A 17,198-nucleotide genomic window follows, 5' to 3' on the forward strand; every position below is an offset into this window, starting at 1 on the left:
AAGGAGACCGTTTACGGTCTCCTTTTCATTTGGGTTCGTTTCATTTCTTTTAATGTATAAAAGCCATTCGGAACAACCCAATCTGGATGATCAAACGTTTGATCTAATCCATTTAACATCGTTGACATCTTTGTTCGTAAGTCTGGATTCCACCTTAATTCATGAATAAACTCTTCTCTATGACCTCCATACCCTACCATAGCCTTCAGCTCATTTAATAAATCTGCTTGCCACATAGATTGGAGATTTGATTCCCCCGGTATATCTTTAAATCGTACATAAGAACCTTCTCTTATGTAACCGTGTGGGTAATAGTATGCGTAAACTCGTTCGAAATTCTCCCCTGTTTTAAGGGTAAGCTTGCCATGAAGGTGCTCTCTTAGTACATAACCGCCTTCCGTACGATTTAACAGTTCTAGCTGTTCACGATCAACAAATGTAACCCACACTTCTGTCTTCGCTCCCTGAACGGGAGCAATGACAGCAGGAAGTGCTCCATATGGTGCTAGAAAGGAACCTGCTATGACGTCTGTATCCTTTATTTCTGCACGATAATAGAGAATGAAATCACTAACATCAGGATTGAGACTAAACTTATATTTGAGCTGTGCTAGACAGACATTCGATCCATATGCGAGAAGCGGGATTCGGTCTTCAATAGGAGATAAACCTTCTGATAACAGCAATTCTTCCACTGTAAACTGTTCTGTCGTTGCAAATGCAAGAGAACCCGACACGTCTTCCCCTCTTGCATAATGAACAATTTGCTTCTCTACTGGAGTATTTTGAACTTCATCAATTCGATGTGCTTTCCCGTTATGGTATAGGAAAGATGAAGCTGGTCGTGGACCAGGATAAATATCTGGATGATCGTATGGTCCGATATGAATTGGTTTGTTTTCTCGATACATTAGTTCACACCACTTTCTTATCATTCACTTCTATATAGAATAGCAAAATGATGAAGCAGAACAAATGCTTCCGCTTCAATAGAACGAAATATTCGAAAAGATTAGAAAAAAATATAGCACCGCCGAATCCTTTAATGATAGGATGAGTACAAGTTAAATCGAGGCATCGCATTACATTACTAAAGGAGTGTCTATTAGTGGAACGTCGTTATAATTTTAATGCTGGCCCGTCCGCCTTACCTCAAGATGTACTTAATCATGCTCAAGCAGAACTTCTCAATTATCAACAGCAAGGTATGTCCATTATGGAATTTAGTCATCGTAGCAAAGAATATCAGAAAATCCATGATGGAGCCAATGAGCTTTTAAGAGAACTCCTTCACATCCCTGATGACTATGAAGTTCTCTTTCTTCAGGGCGGAGCAAGTTTACAATTCTCAATGATTCCAATGAATTTTCTTCAAACTGGTCAGCAAGGTAATTATCTTCTTACAGGAAGCTGGTCCCAAAAAGCATTAAAGGAAGCTCAGAAATTAGGAGACACGTATGTTGGTGGAAGTAGTGAACAAGATGATTTCAAACGTATACCAGAGCTCGACACGTTACAATACAGTAACAAAGATGCATACGTTCACTTGACTTCAAACAACACAATACACGGCACCCAGTGGAAGGAATTCCCCAAGCAAACGAATTCTCCTATCGTTGCAGATATGTCGAGCGATATATTAAGTCGCTCCCTTCCAATTGACCAATTTGGTCTTATTTATGCAGGTGCTCAGAAAAATCTTGGACCAGCAGGAGTAACTGTAGTCATCTTAAAGAAAGATATGCTCCAAAACATCCCAGATCAACTTCCAACAATGTTAGACTATCGTACTCACGTTGATAAGAAGTCGCTCTATAATACCCCTCCTTCCTTTGCGATCTATATGCTATCCCTTGTTCTTGAATGGACAAAGACTAAGGGTGGTATTAAGGAAATCGAAAAGATGAATGCTGAGAAAACAAAGCTACTCTATGACACGATTGATAGTAGTAAAGGTTTTTATAGCGGAACAGCTGAAACAGCAAGTCGCTCATCAATGAATGTAACTTTCAATTTACCAGGAAAAGAGCTTGAAGAACTGTTCCTACATGAGGCGGCAGAAGAAGGGTTTGTTGGGTTAAAGGGCCATCGCTCTGTTGGAGGATGTCGTGCTTCCATCTATAACGCTGTTCCCCTTGAATCTGTTCGTGCATTAAGTGACTTTATGCAGACATTCCATCACAAACACAATATTTAACACTTTTCAATAGGACATTCGTTTGTTATGATATAAAAAATTAGTTCTTTCGCAGCAGGCACATAGCGCACTGATGGAGAGAACACCGTCTTTTGACGGAGAATGAGATGAGAAGAGGAGAGATTTCTTTATGAAAACAAAAAATTTAGTACTCATGGCTTTACTACTCGGTATTGGAACAATTCTACACGCAATTATACCTGGCTTAATTTCAGGAATGAAGAACGATATGCTTCTTACGATGATGTTTCTAGGAATATTGCTATTTCCTGAGCGCAAAAGCGTTCTCGTACTCGGACTTGCGACAGGAGTTATCTCTGCTGCAACGACAACATTTCCTGGTGGACAACTTGCTAACATGATTGATAAACCTGTGACTGCTTTTGCTTTCTTTGGTCTTTATTTACTCGTTCAGCGGTTTGGCCAATCATTAGTAACAGTTGGAATTTTAACTGCAATCGGCACGATGATCAGTGGAGCTATATTCCTTGGAGCTGCTCTTATCTTTGCAGGACTTCCTGGTGGCGCCGCATTCACTGGACTGTTTGTTACCGTTGTTCTTCCAACTGCCGTAGTAAATACCATTGCAATGGTACTAATCTTTCCAGTTGTACAATCAATCCTTAAACGTACTAGCTTCGCTTTCTAAATAAACACAAAAAAACGGCCAATTTGGCCGTTTTTTTATATTTTCACTCCTGTTTCCCACTCTCGGAACTTTTCTAACTCCTGCTTTAATTGACTTGCAACAAATCCTATTACTGCTACATCATCAAGAAGCCCAATTCCCGCTAATAAATCAGGAACCGCATCAATAGGACTAACAAAATAAAGTAATGCTCCTACAATCATAACGACTGATTTTTTTGAAATATCGCGATAACTTCCTTTACGAAATTCCTGGACAAGTCTCGAGAACGTCTTCACGTCTACCCACATCTCATCCATACCCTTACGACCATTGTATAAGGCTCCCTTTTTCAAGGATTCGATTGAAACATCCTTCATTTTGTCTTTATCCTTCATAACCGTTACTGCCTTCTTTGTCATTCTCTTAAAAACACTTTTAATCATGCGATTCATTATTTCACGCTCCTTAAATACCCTTCTCTCTATAAGATACCTCAAATGAGCGTGATTCTAACCTTTTATATCGTTTTTATGTTTGCAAGTTGAAAGCCGTGGGGAAAATAAAGGACATCATTAGAAAATAAGCATTGCCATCGATACCCCAAGCACAAGAAAAACAATCGCAAACGTACCAAATAAGTAGGCGCTTTTTTGCTTTCGGATCATTCGTTCATTGTGAAATGAATATTTTCTAATTAATAACAGCCTGCTTACTGTTGCGGTTAATAGTAGACTGCCAGCTGCAATAAGGAAAAAGATAAATCCAGCCATACCCGTCCCCTCCATTTACCTTAGCGTATACTAAAAGGTATATGTGATGCCCACTGCTTTCATAACCACAACGAATTAATGAAAGGAGAAAGCAGGATTCTTGACTGGGATGGCGAACTAATGTCTTTAAGTAGAAGTATAAGGATTTGGATAGGAAAGGATGAACATCATGGGAAAAGCAAAAACATTATTAACAGGATTTTTAGTAGGCGGGGTAGTTTCCGCTGCTTCTGTACTTTTAACCACTCCGAAATCCGGAAAAGAATTAATGACTGACGCTAAAGAGAAGAGTGATGATATAAAGGAAGGATTGACTAAGCTTAAAAGTGATCTTAACGAACTGACCGCTCAAGTAAAACAGCTTTCTTCAGAAGGCAAAGAAATTATTCAGGAAGTAGCCGCTGACCTTAAACGATCCATCTCTTCATTTCAACAGGATATTGAACCAAATTTAACTAGGTTAAAGGCAGATGTCGAGGATATGCAGAAGACGATTGAAACAGTCAAAGAAGAAGTAAACAGTCCGGCTTCAAAATAGCCGGTTTTTTTACCGAAGATCAACAATATTCTAATATAGCTTGAATCATCTAGTTGTAAAGGAGGGCATTTATGAAAGAAGAACAGGAAATTTCTATTCAAGAAGCAATGATTTTTAGCCATCGAATTGGCCAATTAAGCAAAGCACTTTGGAAATCTGTTGAGCGAGATTGGCAAGATTGGCTCAAGCCATTCGATCTCAATATTAATGAGCACCATATTCTTTCAATTGCTTATCATCTTGACGGCTCTTCAATATCAGATATTGCGAAGTTTGGCGTTATGCACGTCTCAACAGCGTTTAACTTTTCAAAAAAACTTGAATCTAGGTCTCTCCTCACATTCTCAAAAAAAGAGAATGATAAGCGAAATACATATGTACAGCTTACCGAAAAAGGAGAGAAGCTGCTTCAGGAAACATGGAAACATTATTCACCAAGTCGAGATAGTGTTTTGAAAGCTTCGATGCCGATTAGAGAACTATACGGTAAATTCCCTGAATTTACTGAGATGATGTGTGTCATTAAAGGACTATATGGTGAGGACTTCATGGAAATCTTCCAAAAATCTTTCACCAAGCTTGAAAGTGAATTCTCTAGAGAACTCACTGAACAAGATGATGAAGAGCGTTCCAAACTTTTCTAACGATAAGGCGACACTTTTAATAGCGTCTCCATAAGTTCTCTATAAGCCTCTTCTTGAGATTGCAGTGCTTTAATGGTTGCGAGAGGCTCCAATTTAATATTTAACATTCCTACGAAATGCGTGAGCAACGTGGAACGGTTCAAGAGACCCTCCTCGATCTGCTCATGCATTTTTTGATTCACCTCTACGCATAGTTGATATACTTCTGACACTTCTGACTCTGTCAGCCCTCTGTCAATCACAAGGCGGTAAAAGGGGTAGTCTCCTTCCTCTTCCATCTTTGCAAGTAGGCGCATATGAAATTCAATTTTATCTAATCTTTTGTGGATAGCTTCCATCGGACTTAACTCCTTACTGTGCAATCAATAGTACTTATAGTTTAACGGAACGGGTTTTAAATTGAAATGTATTTTCCAGACTAATCCAGCGCGAAAAAGCGCTGATTTTGTCAAAATAATTTTGACTAATTTCTTTCTAAAAAAACGTGTTGATTTCTTCCGAGAATCGCTGTACAGTATACGAGTATTCAATAAACATCAACTAAATTGAAAGCTACGGAAGCAGGTGATTCTTATGAATTGTTGGAAATCGATTTATCTACATCGCGAATTCGGTACACATCGATTAACGATTTTCTCGATGCTGTTAACCTTATTATACTTTATTGCGTTTTATCTTGTGTTCAGTATGTTATACCCGACAACAAAACATGCGATCGTACCAATTTTACCGTTTCTCGGTTCCTTAGCTGTCCTTTTCCCTATTCATAAGCTAATACACTGGCTTCCTTTAACAATAGCCGGATTAAAAGCAACAATGAAATTAGAAAAAGGATTTGTAATCGTACCGATGATGCGCTGTGAAACGTGCAGCCCAATTTCACGTAACCTCTTTTTAATTGCGGCACTTGCACCTGCGGTTTTGATTACGACCGCAGCTATAATTGCATCAGTTTATATGCCAGCATATGTATCATTTTTCTCGATCCTAGCAGCTATAAATCTTGGGTTTAGCTTTAGTGACTTCCTTTACGCTTCTCAGGTGCTCCGTGCACCGAAGAATGCTTATGTGGAGGATCGAAGTGAAGGTTTCCATATTCTTATTAAACGGGCTTCTTAATAACTAATCTGACACTCTATTAAACAATAGACTTCAGAGAGAAAGAATAAAATATGATGCCCCTAATAGATTAGCTATACAATAGTGATTACTCGATTTTGAGCTCATTAACATGGCTAATAGAATAAAAACAGAGCGCTGAAATTCAGCGCTCTGTTCTTTTGGATTGGCCACTAGGTCAGCAGTATTGAATTCTTATGAGACTTCCTTCATAATAATATTAGGACAAGGAACTAATTAATAGGATAGTAAGCATCGAAAACAATTTCATCATTAGGAAGATCGAATGATTTAGCCCTTAGTTTCATATCATTCTTCAATTCTAATTCGCTTACAGCCATGTAGATTGTCCCTTCATCAGAATCAATTGTTATTTCAGGCGGCAATGATGCCTGCTTTTTTATAAAAGAAAGAACTTTATCACTTGGGAGTTCAAGCAAACCAATTTGAAAAGATTTTTCTTTTAATAAAAGGTCACCATTTGGCTGTACCTGTGGCTCAAACTTAAGAAAAAAATCAACTTTACGATCAAAAATCGTCACATATCCCTGAAAAGTTGCAAGTTCATCAAGGTTTACATTATAACCGATGTTCTTCTGTTTCTCGCTATACTTTTCAAGTTCTCGATTGATGATCTCGTTCAATTCATCTTTTTTCATCTGGATGGAAAAAGTTGTTTCAAAAGGTTCTTCTGTATTTTTCTCATTTGAGAGTTTGGCAATTTCACTTTCAGGAAAATAGTATTGATAGAATCCTACTATTCCTGCGAAGATGAGAATGACAGCAGCAAAGAGAATGATAAAGGCCGCCTTCCATCGGTTTTTAAACATTTGAACAGCTCCTTATGGGACGAATATTTTCCATGATACTACGGATTGAAAGATAAGTTAAAGTAAACCGTTATATATTTCTTCGAATTATCGAATTGGACTCTGGGAGGTACTGAAATGACCATGATTGGAATATTCTTCATCCTATTTGCGACTTTCATTCTAGTCACATTTAATTCAATGACAAATGCACTATGCTTGAAGAAAAACATTCCTGAAGAAAAACAGCCTAATGTATTTAGAACCATTAACGTTCTTATTACCATTTTGCTGATTTCTTCATATGTAGAAGTTTTATTCACTTAGAATCTTAAGTAGCCTATTACCTAACGAACGATTGAAAAAGATGAGGCCAAATGCCTCATCTTTTTTTGTGGTTTTAACCCGTTTAGGGAATCACACTGTTTTCTCGCTTTTATTATATCAATTCCCCATAAAATTCGCCTGTTTTGTGTAATTTTTCTCATATTTCCAATTGAATTTAACTTCACTTATCTTTCTATGCTATAGTATTAACTGTATCACAATTTTGTTAAATTTAACTAACCCTTTAGGAGTGTATGTTTGATGAAAAAAATGTTCATAATGCTTTCTGCATTGATCGCCCTACTCGCGATATCTGCTTGTAGCAATGATTCTGCGGATAATTCAGAAGCCGTAGTCGAAACAAGTGCTGGAGATGTTACAAAGGAAGAGTTCTATCAAGCGTTAAAAGATCAATCTGGTGAAGCAGTATTAAGTGACCTTGTCCAAACTAAAATTCTTGAAGATAAATATGATGTATCTGATAAAGAAGTCGATGCAGAACTTGATAAAATCAAAGAAAACTTTGAAACTGATGAACAACTTGAACAAGCCCTTCAGTCAAATGGTTACAAAGACCTTGAACAATTCAAAGTTGATGTACGTAAGCAGCTATTAGCTCAAAAAGCTGCAACTGAGGGAGTAGAAGTTTCAGATGAGAAGCTAAAAGAATTCTACGATGAAAACAAAAACCTTTTCACTGAACTAGAAGCGAGCCATATTCTAGTTGACGATGAAGACACCGCTAAAGAAGTTCAAAAGAAATTGGAAGATGGCGGCGATTTCGCTGAGCTTGCTAAAGAGTATTCTAAAGATGGATCTGCTGAAAACGGTGGCGATCTTGGCGTCTTCAAAAAAGGCGACATGGTTGCTGAGTTTGAAGAAGCAGCCTTTGCATTGAAAGAAGACGAAGTAAGTGATATCGTTCAATCACAATTTGGATATCATATTATTAAGCTAAAGAAGAAAACGGTAATGCCGTTTGAAGATGCTAAAGAACAAGTTGAAGAACAATATATGCTCCAAAACGCAAAAGATGTTCCAACTGTGATCGATGAGCTTATTAAAGAATCTGATATTAAAGTAAAAGACGATCAGTTTGAAGATCTCTTTAAAGTCGAAGAAGCTGCTGACGAACCAGCAGATGATAGTGCTAACACTGAAGAAGAGTCCACAGAATCAAATGAATAAATAAAAAAACGAAAGAGCTAAATTAGCTCTTTCGTTTTTTTATTTAGTGTTCTGTTATACGCTGTTTCCTCCGCTCCCGCTCTTCTTCCATTCTTTCCACATATACTCGTCCTTCTTCTTCAATATGGATCTGATCGATTTTTTTCTCTTCAGCCGTTAATTGCATCGTTTTATATCCGCTGTAAACAATCCCTGCTAGTACAAAATAGAGCCACCAGGGAAATGAAGAGAATACTCCCGATAACGTTGAAGACACTTCTGTAAGCTGGAATAGACTAAGAATCAATAGAAATCCAAGAAGTATAAGAACACTCTTTCTCACCTAAAGCACTTCCTTTCCTTCTTTCGTACAAGCTCCATTAATTATTACAATTTATGAGCAAAGAACGTGATTTATTCCTCCTAGAAAAATTATGATTGCCCGAACACTCTCTGTTTACTTCGCATATCAAACATTACATAATAGATAACTCCTGCAATGATCGCAAGGAAACTAATGAGGTAGAAAGTCCATTGAAATCCTAGAAGAGCTGTGAGTGGGATGGCAGCTGGTGCAAGAGTTCTTCCAATTGTAAAGCGAAGACTTGCAGCCGCAAAATACTGCCCGCGCATATTTTCCGGTGCCAGACGTGATACAAAACCCTCTTGAATACCAACAACCATCAGTTCCCCCATCGTAAATACAAGCATCGCAATGGCAAGTAGCCAAACAGATGTTACATGACCAAATAAAATCATGCTGACAGCATAAATCATGCAGGAAAAAATAAAAACGTTACGTTCTTTGAATTTACTCATTTTAGTCGTCATAAATACTGTTAATAGAGCAACTAATAACCCATTTTCTGAAATAAGCCAACTAAAAATGCGATTTCCGTCGGCCGTAATTACTGTATTAAAGATGGTTAACACTGGTTGGTCAGGTACTTTTTCACTCAAATAAACGGCAATTAATAAGTCCATCTGCATAAACGTTTGTGCTACTAATATTCCAGCAAGTATAAATAAAAGAAAGACCTTATCTTTAACAATGATTCTATAATCATGAAGCTGATTCCATATAAACCTTGTCCATTTTACAGATGAATCTGAAACGAGACTGTTTTCTCTTTTCTCTGGTGCTGTTTCACGGACGTAGATTGCAATCAATGCCGCGACGGCGAAACTGACAATAGAAGCGATAAGAAGTAAAGGAAATCGATGTTGAAAGAAAAAAAGACCGCCTAATATTGGCCCTACAACAACAGAAATATTTAAAGCTGTATAGAAAACGGCAAATACCGTATTACGATCTTTTTCCGCCACAACATCTGCCACCATTGCGTGACTAGCCGGCCAATACAATGACCCAAACACCCCAAGAATGGAGAAGCTAATGAACGTTAGCATTGGTGAAACAAGCCATGGGGAGTTTGCAAAAGCAAATACAACAAAGGTGAGTCCTTGACCCACTGCAGAGATAAACATCATTTTCTTTCGTCCATACTGATCTGCACAATATCCTCCTACTAAGTTAGCTACAACAGCAACAACCTGTGATAAAACAAGTAAGAGTCCGGCCATTCCTTTGCCAAAGGACTCCGAAAAGTAAATAGCCATAAACGGAAAGAACATCCAAAAAAGAATGTTCATCATCCCTTCACCCAAAAGCCGTATCTTTAAATTCCGATCCCAATCTTTTATTCTCATGTACTTCCTCCACTATGTATGTATCCTAAGGCTAATTTAGTAAACTTAATGGATACTTGGCTTGTTTATACGCTTACAATTAACTTAACAGGACCAAAAAAAAGAGAAACGGCTCATAGAGCACATTTCTCTTGGGTTTGCCTGTTTTATTTTTTCGAGCTATCAATAGTACTCATATTAGGCTTGTAGAATGAACGATTATCTAGTGCAAACACTCGATCAGTAAATTCGCCAGGTTCTACCTTATCAAGAGCTCTATCGAGCATATTCATTTTTGCATCAATATTATCAATCATATGCAGCATTTCTGCTTCACGAATCATTGGAGGTTTAGGGCTCCCCCAATCCGCTTTTCCATGATGACTTAAGATAAGATGTTGAAGAAGCATCACTTCTTCACCGTCAATTTCTAATTCCTTTGCAGCCTGCCCGATTTCATTAACCATGATGGAAATATGGCCAAGTAATTTCCCTTCGTTCGTATAGCTTGCTGCGATGGATCCGGATAGTTCGACTACTTTTCCAAGATCGTGGAGGATTATCCCACCATATAGCAGATCCGTATCTAGAGAAGGATAAAGAGTCGCTAACGACTTGGCAATATCAAGCATCGAAACAACATGATAGGACAAGCCTGACACAAATTCATGGTGATTTTTCGTTGCTGCAGGAAAAGTCAGAAAGTCATTTTGGTGTTTTTTCACAAGGTGACGTGTAATCCGTTGGATGTTTGGGTTACGCATTTCAAATACATACTGCGTCACTTTCTCCATGATTTCGTTCACCTCAAGAGGTGCCGTTTCAACGAAATCACCCACCTTGACTTGATCCATGTCTGTTGCAAGACGTATCGCTTTAATTCTAAGCTGATTGCGTCCACGGTAGCTTGTCACGTCTCCTTTTACCTTGATGATCTGCTGAGCATCAAAGCTTTCTTCATCGTCTGGAGAAGCATCCCAGAGCTTTGCTTCAATATCTCCAGATTTATCTTGAAGAATTAAAGTAAGGAAAGGTTTTCCGTTACTTGCTACACCTTTTACTGATGATTTAATTAATAAGTAGTGATCAACTTGATCTCCTACGCGATAATGTCCGATTCCTTTGAATTCCTTCATCTTTCCACCTCCGGGGCAAAATGTATTTACCTAGTATAGCATAGCCCTAATACATCATTAGGACCTTTCGCTTCTTTTTTTTGGCAATATAATTGAGAACACCACACCATGGTCCAAGTTCGCCACTTCTGCTTTACCTGAATGACGCTCAGCAATTTTCTTTACAATAGCTAGACCAATCCCAAATTGACCTTTATCCCCTTTTTGGAAAGGTTCAAACAACTGCTCTTTTTCTACCTTTTGAAACGAAATTTTCTCTCCATCATTAAACACTTCTAGTATGATGGTTTCATCCCTCTGGATTGCATTTAAGTGAATGTCGCTTTTCGCATACCGCAATGCATTTTGAACAAGATTGTCCATAGCGGTTAACATCTGTTCATGAACAGCCATCAATTCAACATTTTCACCGGATATTGTAAAGGTCACATCTTCACGCTGGAACATGAATCGTTCACGAATCTCTTCAGCAAGAACCCCAAATCGAAATGGTTCCCAGTTTCCCTCAGGTTCATCAATGGAATCTAGTTTAATATAAGTAAGCATTCCTTTTACCCTTTGATCCATCCGATCGGACTCATTTAGGATAATTGTCATTGTATTATCAAGAGAATCTGGCATCACGCCATCTTTAATGGATTGGGCATAACTTTTAATGATCATAATTGGTGTCTTCAATTCATGGGAGGCATGCTGTATAAACGTCTTCTGAGCCTTATCATACCTCATTAAGTTCTGTCTCATTGATTCAAATTGATTGGAAAGCTTCTGGAACTCTTCATCACCTTCCCACTTGAAAGGTTCCTTCCAATTGCGGTTAGCAATTTGGTCGAAGCGTTCTCCGAGAACGGTTAGTGGTCTCCGTAAATACCTTGCAATCCACGCTGCAGGCAAAAGACTAAGCAATAATGCAAAAAGCAAAATAATGATAAGTCTAAACCAGAGGCGATCAATCATTTGATTACGATACGTGTCCCACATATAAGAGATAAAGTACGCTTCTTGTCCATTAACATCTACTTTAGATATCACATAAAACAAGGATGCCTGATTATTATACGTTAACTCATAGCGCCCCTTCTCTCCTTTCTGATCAAGTGCGTTTTTACGCATTTCGATAATTACTTCATCAGGTATGGGGTCTCCCTGCAATGGTCCACTATAAAGTCTTGTAATCAACGTATGACCAACCGAACGTTCCGCGTCTCTTCGTTCAATAAAATCTTGATCCGTTTGAGGAGGAAGTGGCCCGTCTTGATCCGGAAACGTATATCGCTGTTGCTCACTTTCAATAATCTGATACGTCTCTTCAGTTAGCGTGCCTTTAATGGAGAGAGGGTAAATCACCGCAATCACTACCCCAACAAGCAGAACAAGAATCATAAAGGAGAGCCAGATTCTTTTCGTTAAATTTAAGCGAATCATGTAATCAACCGGTAACCAAGGCCGTATGACGTTTCAAGGTTCATGCGTGGCATTTTCTTTCTTACTCGTCTGATCACATCGTCAACAGCACGATCTGATCCCACATAATCATCCCCCCATACCTGAACAAGAATTTGTTCACGGGATAAGGTTTGATTCACATGCTCGACTAGGAAAAGAATTAAATCCATTTCCTTCGTCGTTAATTCAACTGGTTCTCCTCGATCAAGTACTTTTCTCGATACCGGATCTATTTCATACTCCACAATCTCAAACTTTTTCTGGGAAGATTGTTGGTACACTCTCTTTAATAATTTTTTGGCGCGAATAATAAGTTCTCTCGGCATAAATGGTTTAGCAATGTAGTCATCGCTTCCTAATTCCAGTCCTACAATACGATCTAGATCCTCATCTCTCGCAGAAATGAAAATAACCGGTACGTCGTCTTCAGCTTTTATTTTCTTTAATAACTCATACCCATCTATCCCAGGTAGCATGATATCTAGAATCCACAGGTGACAGGATTCGTGAATACTCTCGAGTGCTTCCTCGCCACTCATAAACGTTTTAACTTGAAACCCTTCTTTTTCCATATACGTTTTTAAAATTTGCACAAGATTTTCTTCATCTTCAACTAAATGTATTTTATATACTTCTTCCATAAGATCACCTCATTAAATTGTCCCTTTTTTTGTGGAAGCTGGCGACTGATCAAGTATGTGAATCCTGTCATCAAGCCCAGCTGTTGTAGCTGTATGACACGTTAATAAAACAACCTGATGGTCTTTTGAAAATCTTTTAATAAATGATTTCGCAACATCTGTTCTTTTTTCATCAAAGTTCACAAAAATGTCGTCGAGAAAAATAGGCATCTGAACTGTCGAAATAGACGCAAGTGATAGTCTTATGCAAAGGTATAACTGCTCTGCGGTGCCTCTACTTAACTCAGACGGCTTGTATGCTCTGCCGTCCACGTTCAGCACTCGGAATTTATTACCTTCTACAGGAGGATAAATGGCTGTATACCGCCCTTCTGTGATTAAGTTGAAATAGCTCTCTGCTTTCTTTATGACCTCGGGTAGACGTTCTTCCTGATACCTTGCCTTCGCCCTCGTTAGAAAATCAGATGCTACCTTCAGTACAGACCATTTCCACGCAAGAGAATTAATCTCATCTTCCTTCTGCTGGCGCTGTAAGAGAAGTTCTTCGTAAGTTCCATCTTCTGTTAAGAGACGAATTTGTTCGTTTTCATTTGCTATCTGTTGATAAAGTCCTTGCTGCTTTTTCATAATAGAAGTTTCGTTGTGTTCCAGCTGTTCACGATGATAATCGATTTCTTCCACCGTAGTATGCTCCACGAACGATTCATCACTTAATTGGGAAGTAATCGTTGCAAGCTGGCGTTTAAGCTCTTGGGCTTCTTTATGAGCCTTTCCCTTCACACGAAACGCTTCCTCATTATCTTCACCGGCTAAGCGCATCAGCTCGTTCATTTCATCCTTACAGCTTTGCCACTTTTCGGTTTCTCCACCAAACTTTTCTTCAAGTTCTTGAAGCTTGTTTTTTGCGAGGTCTATGTCTCTCATTAATTCTCTTTGTTCCTCTGCCTTCTGCAACAATAGCTGTATCGCTGTATCAGGCTCCTGGTAGGAAACATTTACACGCTCGCATAGTTTCTTTATTCTATCTTCAACTACCGTTAAACTGTAGTCAAGATCTTCTAATTGCTGCTGCTTTTGATTTCGTTCCTTCTGAACCTTCTTAATTGACCCAATCCTATCAAAAGCATCAAGCAACGAATCTGTAGGAATGTATTCAGGAAAAGCATGGACCGTTTTCCACTCTTTTAACTTATCATCAAGTTGATACCTTTCTGCTTCCCACAAGTCCACTTTTTCAGCTGCTTTTAAATAGGTTCGATTAAGGCGATCGACCTGGTCTTTTACTGACTCAGCTTGTCTGCTCAACTCTCTATCGCGAATAAGCAACTCATCTTCACTCTTCATCTCAGTACTTTTAGAGGTCAATCTCATTAAAATGGCACCGCCTACCACTATAGCCGCGCCTACAAAACCAAGCAGCCAACTTTCATAAATGCCAAGCATAATAAAAACTAGTAACGCGACAGCTATCATCCCAAACGACCACTTCTGATTAGTAGAAGACGATTGATCTTTTTCTAATACTTCCCGATCTTTTGGTGAAAGAAGGCGTGTTTTCAGACGATCATACTCATTCTCCTCTTTCTCCAGTTCATCTCTTGCAGAAAGAAAAGCTTCTTGAATATACTGGTATTTCTGATCAGAAAGCTGATAGGATGCCACCAACTGTTTTAGACTCTCCCGTCCAGTAAAAGTCGGACGAATAGACTTAAGAATTTCTTCAGTCTGACCAAATTCCATTAGCTCTGATTCTAAAGTTGTATTAAGTGAGCTTATCTCAGTCTGTAGTCTCCTTCTTTCTTCTGCTCTCCCACGATAAAGAATCATTTCTTCATTCCAATAAGATACCTCTTGTAGGAACGCATTCGAATCAGGAAGCAACTGAGCGTGATTAATTTCATCTTCTAGTCGTTCTTTTCGTTTCTTTAACCCTTCTAATTCCCCCGAAAGAAGAACAGCTTGTTCTTTCCACTTATCCATTCTTATAAGTCCTTCTTCAGGAAAGGGATGAAAGTCAGGAAGATTCTCGATCTCTTCTTCAAGTCTTTTTTTCTCATTCAATAAAGGAATAATATGCTTCTCACGATCAAGTTTTCGCTGCTCATTTTGGATGAATTGCAACCGCTCAGCATTTTCTTGAACTTTTATTTCTAATTCCTTTGTTTTTTTGATCAGTTCATTGTAGTTCTCATTTTTCTTTTCCCATTCGTTTGTTTTCCTCTTTAAAGACTCGTAGGATTCCACATCTTGATTAAGTTGAGGTTTTCTTCCTCCAGGCTTAAAAATTTCGCCCTGCCGCTTGTCAAAGTTCTTTTCAATTTCAAGGAGTGAAGCTCCACCGCTCATTCCTGCTTCATATAAAACCTGATTCCACGCTTCTTCATCATAATGATGATCATTATTTAAAGTAGTAAGATTACAAAAGAAAATTTGTCTAAAACTAGCTCGATTCATTCCTTTTAAGAGCTTTTTTAAATCATCACTATTTCCTAAAGTACCGTCTCGAAAATAGATATAAAGGGTTTCAGCATTCCTATCTCTCGTCCGTTCAATGCTAAATGCTTTACCACTTTCTTCTACAAAGAGACTACCTCCAAAACGCGAGAGATGATTCATTTCATAATAGTTCTCCTGCCTGCTAGGAAAACCGAATAAAACATATTCAATAAAAGAGATAAGTGTAGATTTCCCTGCCTCATTCTCTCCAAAGATAAGCTGAAGTTCAGTTGAAACGTCTTCGATTTCGTAATTCTCAAATTTACCAAATCCGTAAATTGTTAGACCGAGTAACCTCATTAACTCTCACCACCTTTTGACTCAATGAGATATGTAAGTAATAGCTCTTCAGCTTCTTTTATTAATTGTTGCTCCTCTTCAATGGGGTGGAGAGCTTTTCTAGCTCGTCTATGTTCAAATAGCGGAGCTAACGCTTCTTTCATTTGGGAATGCTCGTACTGATCAGAGGTAAATAAAATATCCTGTATGAATCCATTCTGCTGTTTTAAATTCTCGCGATCCCAGAGCGGCATTGATTTTAGAGTGAATTTATATGGCCAAACAAATCCTTCGTCTTCCATTTCTCTATTAAGTTGTAGCGTCTGCAATATATCTTCTAAATGATCCCCATGTATTAACTCTGAATGTATCGGACTATTGCCAACTAATTCAAAATTAATGAAATGGCCTCCTGTAGAGAAAGCTTCCTGGTTCAAAATTTTTTCACAGTTATTTAAAAGATCTTGGATCGTATCACACTGTCCAAGATCAATAATAGACTTGTGCCAGGTTACATCAGCGGTTTGATGAAAAACAAGCGATGACTCAGAATCGCTTAACTTTACAACATAACACCCTTTTTCACCACGTTCTTTCGAATGTGCTCCTTGTATATTACCGGGATAAACAATAAGGGGCTCTTCTGATAGTATTGCTCTCTGATGAATATGCCCAAGAGCCCAGTAATCAAATTTCCTATTCATTAGTTCAGTTATTGTGAATGGAGCATAGGAAGAATGTTCTGTTTGTCCTTCTAAATTCCCATGAAGCATTCCGATCTGGAAACTCTCTTCATCTACCCTTTCGTATGCATTAACCATCTTCTCATTCACATGACGCGTCGGATAGCTAAAGCCATGAATATAAGCGATTGGCGTCTGATCTCTGTTATACGAAATAGATTCGACTTCCGCACCAAAAAAATAACTCGTATCTGGCCACGTTAAATCAACCCATTCTCCATCTAGCGCATCGTGATTTCCATGAGAAAGATAGCTATAAATGCCTGCCTCGTCCAATCTATTCAATTGTTGTAATAAAATCATCTGTGCTTTCAAGCTACGATAGCTACTATCAAATAAATCTCCTGCAAACAGCACAAAATCTACCCGTTGATTGATAGCAATATCAACGATGGCTCGTAATGAACGATAAGCACTTTCTCGAACAAACTTATGGATGGATTTAGGTAACTGATTTGTACCGGAAAATGGCCTGTCTAAATGAAGATCCGCGCAGTGCAGAAAGGTCACTTCTTTCATCACTCATCTCCCTTTCTAATGCTCTCTATCTCTTATTTTACCATAAT

General features: G+C 38.4%; 19 protein-coding genes. 7 read left to right on the plus strand and 12 right to left on the minus strand.

The window, feature by feature from the left end; all coding sequences use genetic code 11:
- Positions 1 to 11: 11 nt before the first annotated feature.
- The gene (locus Q4550_RS12530; protein ID WP_303533164.1) at positions 12 to 911 is read right to left on the minus strand and encodes a hypothetical protein; all 900 of its coding nucleotides are present in this window, start codon (positions 909 to 911) and stop codon (positions 12 to 14) included.
- A 197-nt stretch (positions 912 to 1,108) separates the two neighbouring features.
- On the opposite strand from Q4550_RS12530, the gene serC reads away from it, so the two are divergent.
- Together serC and Q4550_RS12540 are read left to right on the plus strand one after the other, a co-directional pair.
- Positions 1,109 to 2,197 carry a 3-phosphoserine/phosphohydroxythreonine transaminase gene (gene serC / locus Q4550_RS12535; RefSeq protein ID WP_303533166.1) on the plus strand — a complete coding sequence of 363 codons (1,089 nt, stop codon included), beginning with the start codon at positions 1,109 to 1,111 and terminating at the stop codon, positions 2,195 to 2,197.
- Between the two features lie 130 nt (positions 2,198 to 2,327).
- Complete coding sequence (locus Q4550_RS12540) at positions 2,328 to 2,846, plus strand: tryptophan transporter (RefSeq protein WP_194219999.1); 519 nt, start codon at positions 2,328 to 2,330, stop codon at positions 2,844 to 2,846.
- 35 nt (positions 2,847 to 2,881) lie between these two features.
- Here the strand turns inward: Q4550_RS12540 and Q4550_RS12545 are convergent, their stop codons facing one another.
- Both Q4550_RS12545 and Q4550_RS12550 read right to left on the minus strand, forming a co-directional pair.
- Positions 2,882 to 3,280: a YkvA family protein gene (locus Q4550_RS12545; protein WP_283153027.1), complete on the minus strand. Its 399-nt coding sequence runs from the start codon at positions 3,278 to 3,280 to the stop codon at positions 2,882 to 2,884.
- A 120-nt stretch (positions 3,281 to 3,400) separates the two neighbouring features.
- Complete coding sequence (locus Q4550_RS12550) at positions 3,401 to 3,598, minus strand: hypothetical protein (protein ID WP_194220001.1); 198 nt, start codon at positions 3,596 to 3,598, stop codon at positions 3,401 to 3,403.
- Positions 3,599 to 3,767: 169 nt separating this feature from the next.
- On the opposite strand from Q4550_RS12550, the gene Q4550_RS12555 reads away from it, so the two are divergent.
- Together Q4550_RS12555 and Q4550_RS12560 are read left to right on the plus strand one after the other, a co-directional pair.
- Complete coding sequence (locus Q4550_RS12555; RefSeq protein ID WP_303533172.1) at positions 3,768 to 4,136, plus strand: YtxH domain-containing protein; 369 nt, start codon at positions 3,768 to 3,770, stop codon at positions 4,134 to 4,136.
- 71 nt (positions 4,137 to 4,207) lie between these two features.
- Positions 4,208 to 4,780: an HTH-type transcriptional regulator Hpr gene (locus Q4550_RS12560; RefSeq protein ID WP_194220003.1), complete on the plus strand. Its 573-nt coding sequence runs from the start codon at positions 4,208 to 4,210 to the stop codon at positions 4,778 to 4,780.
- Here Q4550_RS12560 and Q4550_RS12565 read toward each other — a convergent pair.
- Positions 4,777 to 5,118: a DUF1878 family protein gene (locus Q4550_RS12565; RefSeq protein WP_194220004.1), complete on the minus strand. Its 342-nt coding sequence runs from the start codon at positions 5,116 to 5,118 to the stop codon at positions 4,777 to 4,779. The two genes, Q4550_RS12560 and Q4550_RS12565, sit on opposite strands and share 4 nt — an antisense overlap.
- A gap of 235 nt (positions 5,119 to 5,353) precedes the next feature.
- Between Q4550_RS12565 and Q4550_RS12570 the strand changes: the two genes are divergently transcribed.
- Entirely contained in the window at positions 5,354 to 5,899 is a 546-nt protein-coding gene (locus Q4550_RS12570; RefSeq protein WP_194220005.1) for a DUF3267 domain-containing protein, read from the plus strand.
- Between the two features lie 233 nt (positions 5,900 to 6,132).
- Here the strand turns inward: Q4550_RS12570 and Q4550_RS12575 are convergent, their stop codons facing one another.
- A complete protein-coding gene (locus Q4550_RS12575) occupies positions 6,133 to 6,729 on the minus strand; it encodes a YpmS family protein (RefSeq protein ID WP_194220006.1) in 597 nt (198 codons plus the stop codon).
- Positions 6,730 to 6,852: 123 nt separating this feature from the next.
- Here Q4550_RS12575 and Q4550_RS12580 point away from each other — a divergent pair, with 123 nt between their 5' ends.
- Together Q4550_RS12580 and Q4550_RS12585 are read left to right on the plus strand one after the other, a co-directional pair.
- Positions 6,853 to 7,035: a hypothetical protein gene (locus tag Q4550_RS12580; protein ID WP_194220063.1), complete on the plus strand. Its 183-nt coding sequence runs from the start codon at positions 6,853 to 6,855 to the stop codon at positions 7,033 to 7,035.
- Between the two features lie 261 nt (positions 7,036 to 7,296).
- The gene (locus tag Q4550_RS12585; RefSeq protein ID WP_283153029.1) at positions 7,297 to 8,223 is read left to right on the plus strand and encodes a peptidylprolyl isomerase; all 927 of its coding nucleotides are present in this window, start codon (positions 7,297 to 7,299) and stop codon (positions 8,221 to 8,223) included.
- 43 nt (positions 8,224 to 8,266) lie between these two features.
- Here Q4550_RS12585 and Q4550_RS12590 read toward each other — a convergent pair whose 3' ends face one another.
- The 7 genes from Q4550_RS12590 to Q4550_RS12620 all read right to left on the minus strand — a co-directional run bounded on the left by Q4550_RS12590 (position 8,267) and on the right by Q4550_RS12620 (position 17,151).
- Complete coding sequence (locus tag Q4550_RS12590) at positions 8,267 to 8,545, minus strand: sporulation YhaL family protein (protein WP_283153030.1); 279 nt, start codon at positions 8,543 to 8,545, stop codon at positions 8,267 to 8,269.
- An 89-nt stretch (positions 8,546 to 8,634) separates the two neighbouring features.
- The gene (locus Q4550_RS12595; RefSeq protein WP_303533180.1) at positions 8,635 to 9,912 is read right to left on the minus strand and encodes an MDR family MFS transporter; all 1,278 of its coding nucleotides are present in this window, start codon (positions 9,910 to 9,912) and stop codon (positions 8,635 to 8,637) included.
- 146 nt (positions 9,913 to 10,058) lie between these two features.
- Positions 10,059 to 11,027, minus strand: coding sequence for a 3'-5' exoribonuclease YhaM (gene yhaM / locus Q4550_RS12600; protein WP_283153032.1), 969 nt, complete (start codon positions 11,025 to 11,027; stop codon positions 10,059 to 10,061).
- 57 nt (positions 11,028 to 11,084) lie between these two features.
- The gene (locus Q4550_RS12605; protein WP_303533183.1) at positions 11,085 to 12,452 is read right to left on the minus strand and encodes a sensor histidine kinase; all 1,368 of its coding nucleotides are present in this window, start codon (positions 12,450 to 12,452) and stop codon (positions 11,085 to 11,087) included.
- Complete coding sequence (locus Q4550_RS12610; protein WP_283153034.1) at positions 12,449 to 13,114, minus strand: response regulator transcription factor; 666 nt, start codon at positions 13,112 to 13,114, stop codon at positions 12,449 to 12,451. Before Q4550_RS12610 ends, Q4550_RS12605 begins: the two co-directional genes overlap by 4 nt.
- A 12-nt stretch (positions 13,115 to 13,126) precedes the next feature.
- Complete coding sequence (locus Q4550_RS12615; protein WP_303533184.1) at positions 13,127 to 15,910, minus strand: ATP-binding protein; 2,784 nt, start codon at positions 15,908 to 15,910, stop codon at positions 13,127 to 13,129.
- Positions 15,910 to 17,151, minus strand: coding sequence for a metallophosphoesterase family protein (locus tag Q4550_RS12620; RefSeq protein ID WP_283153036.1), 1,242 nt, complete (start codon positions 17,149 to 17,151; stop codon positions 15,910 to 15,912). Before Q4550_RS12620 ends, Q4550_RS12615 begins: the two co-directional genes overlap by 1 nt.
- Positions 17,152 to 17,198 lie beyond the last annotated feature (47 nt).

Origin of the sequence: Anaerobacillus sp. 1_MG-2023 (assembly GCF_030547345.1) — a bacterium.
GTDB classification, from domain to species: domain Bacteria; phylum Bacillota; class Bacilli; order Bacillales; family Guptibacillaceae; genus Guptibacillus; species Guptibacillus hwajinpoensis_B.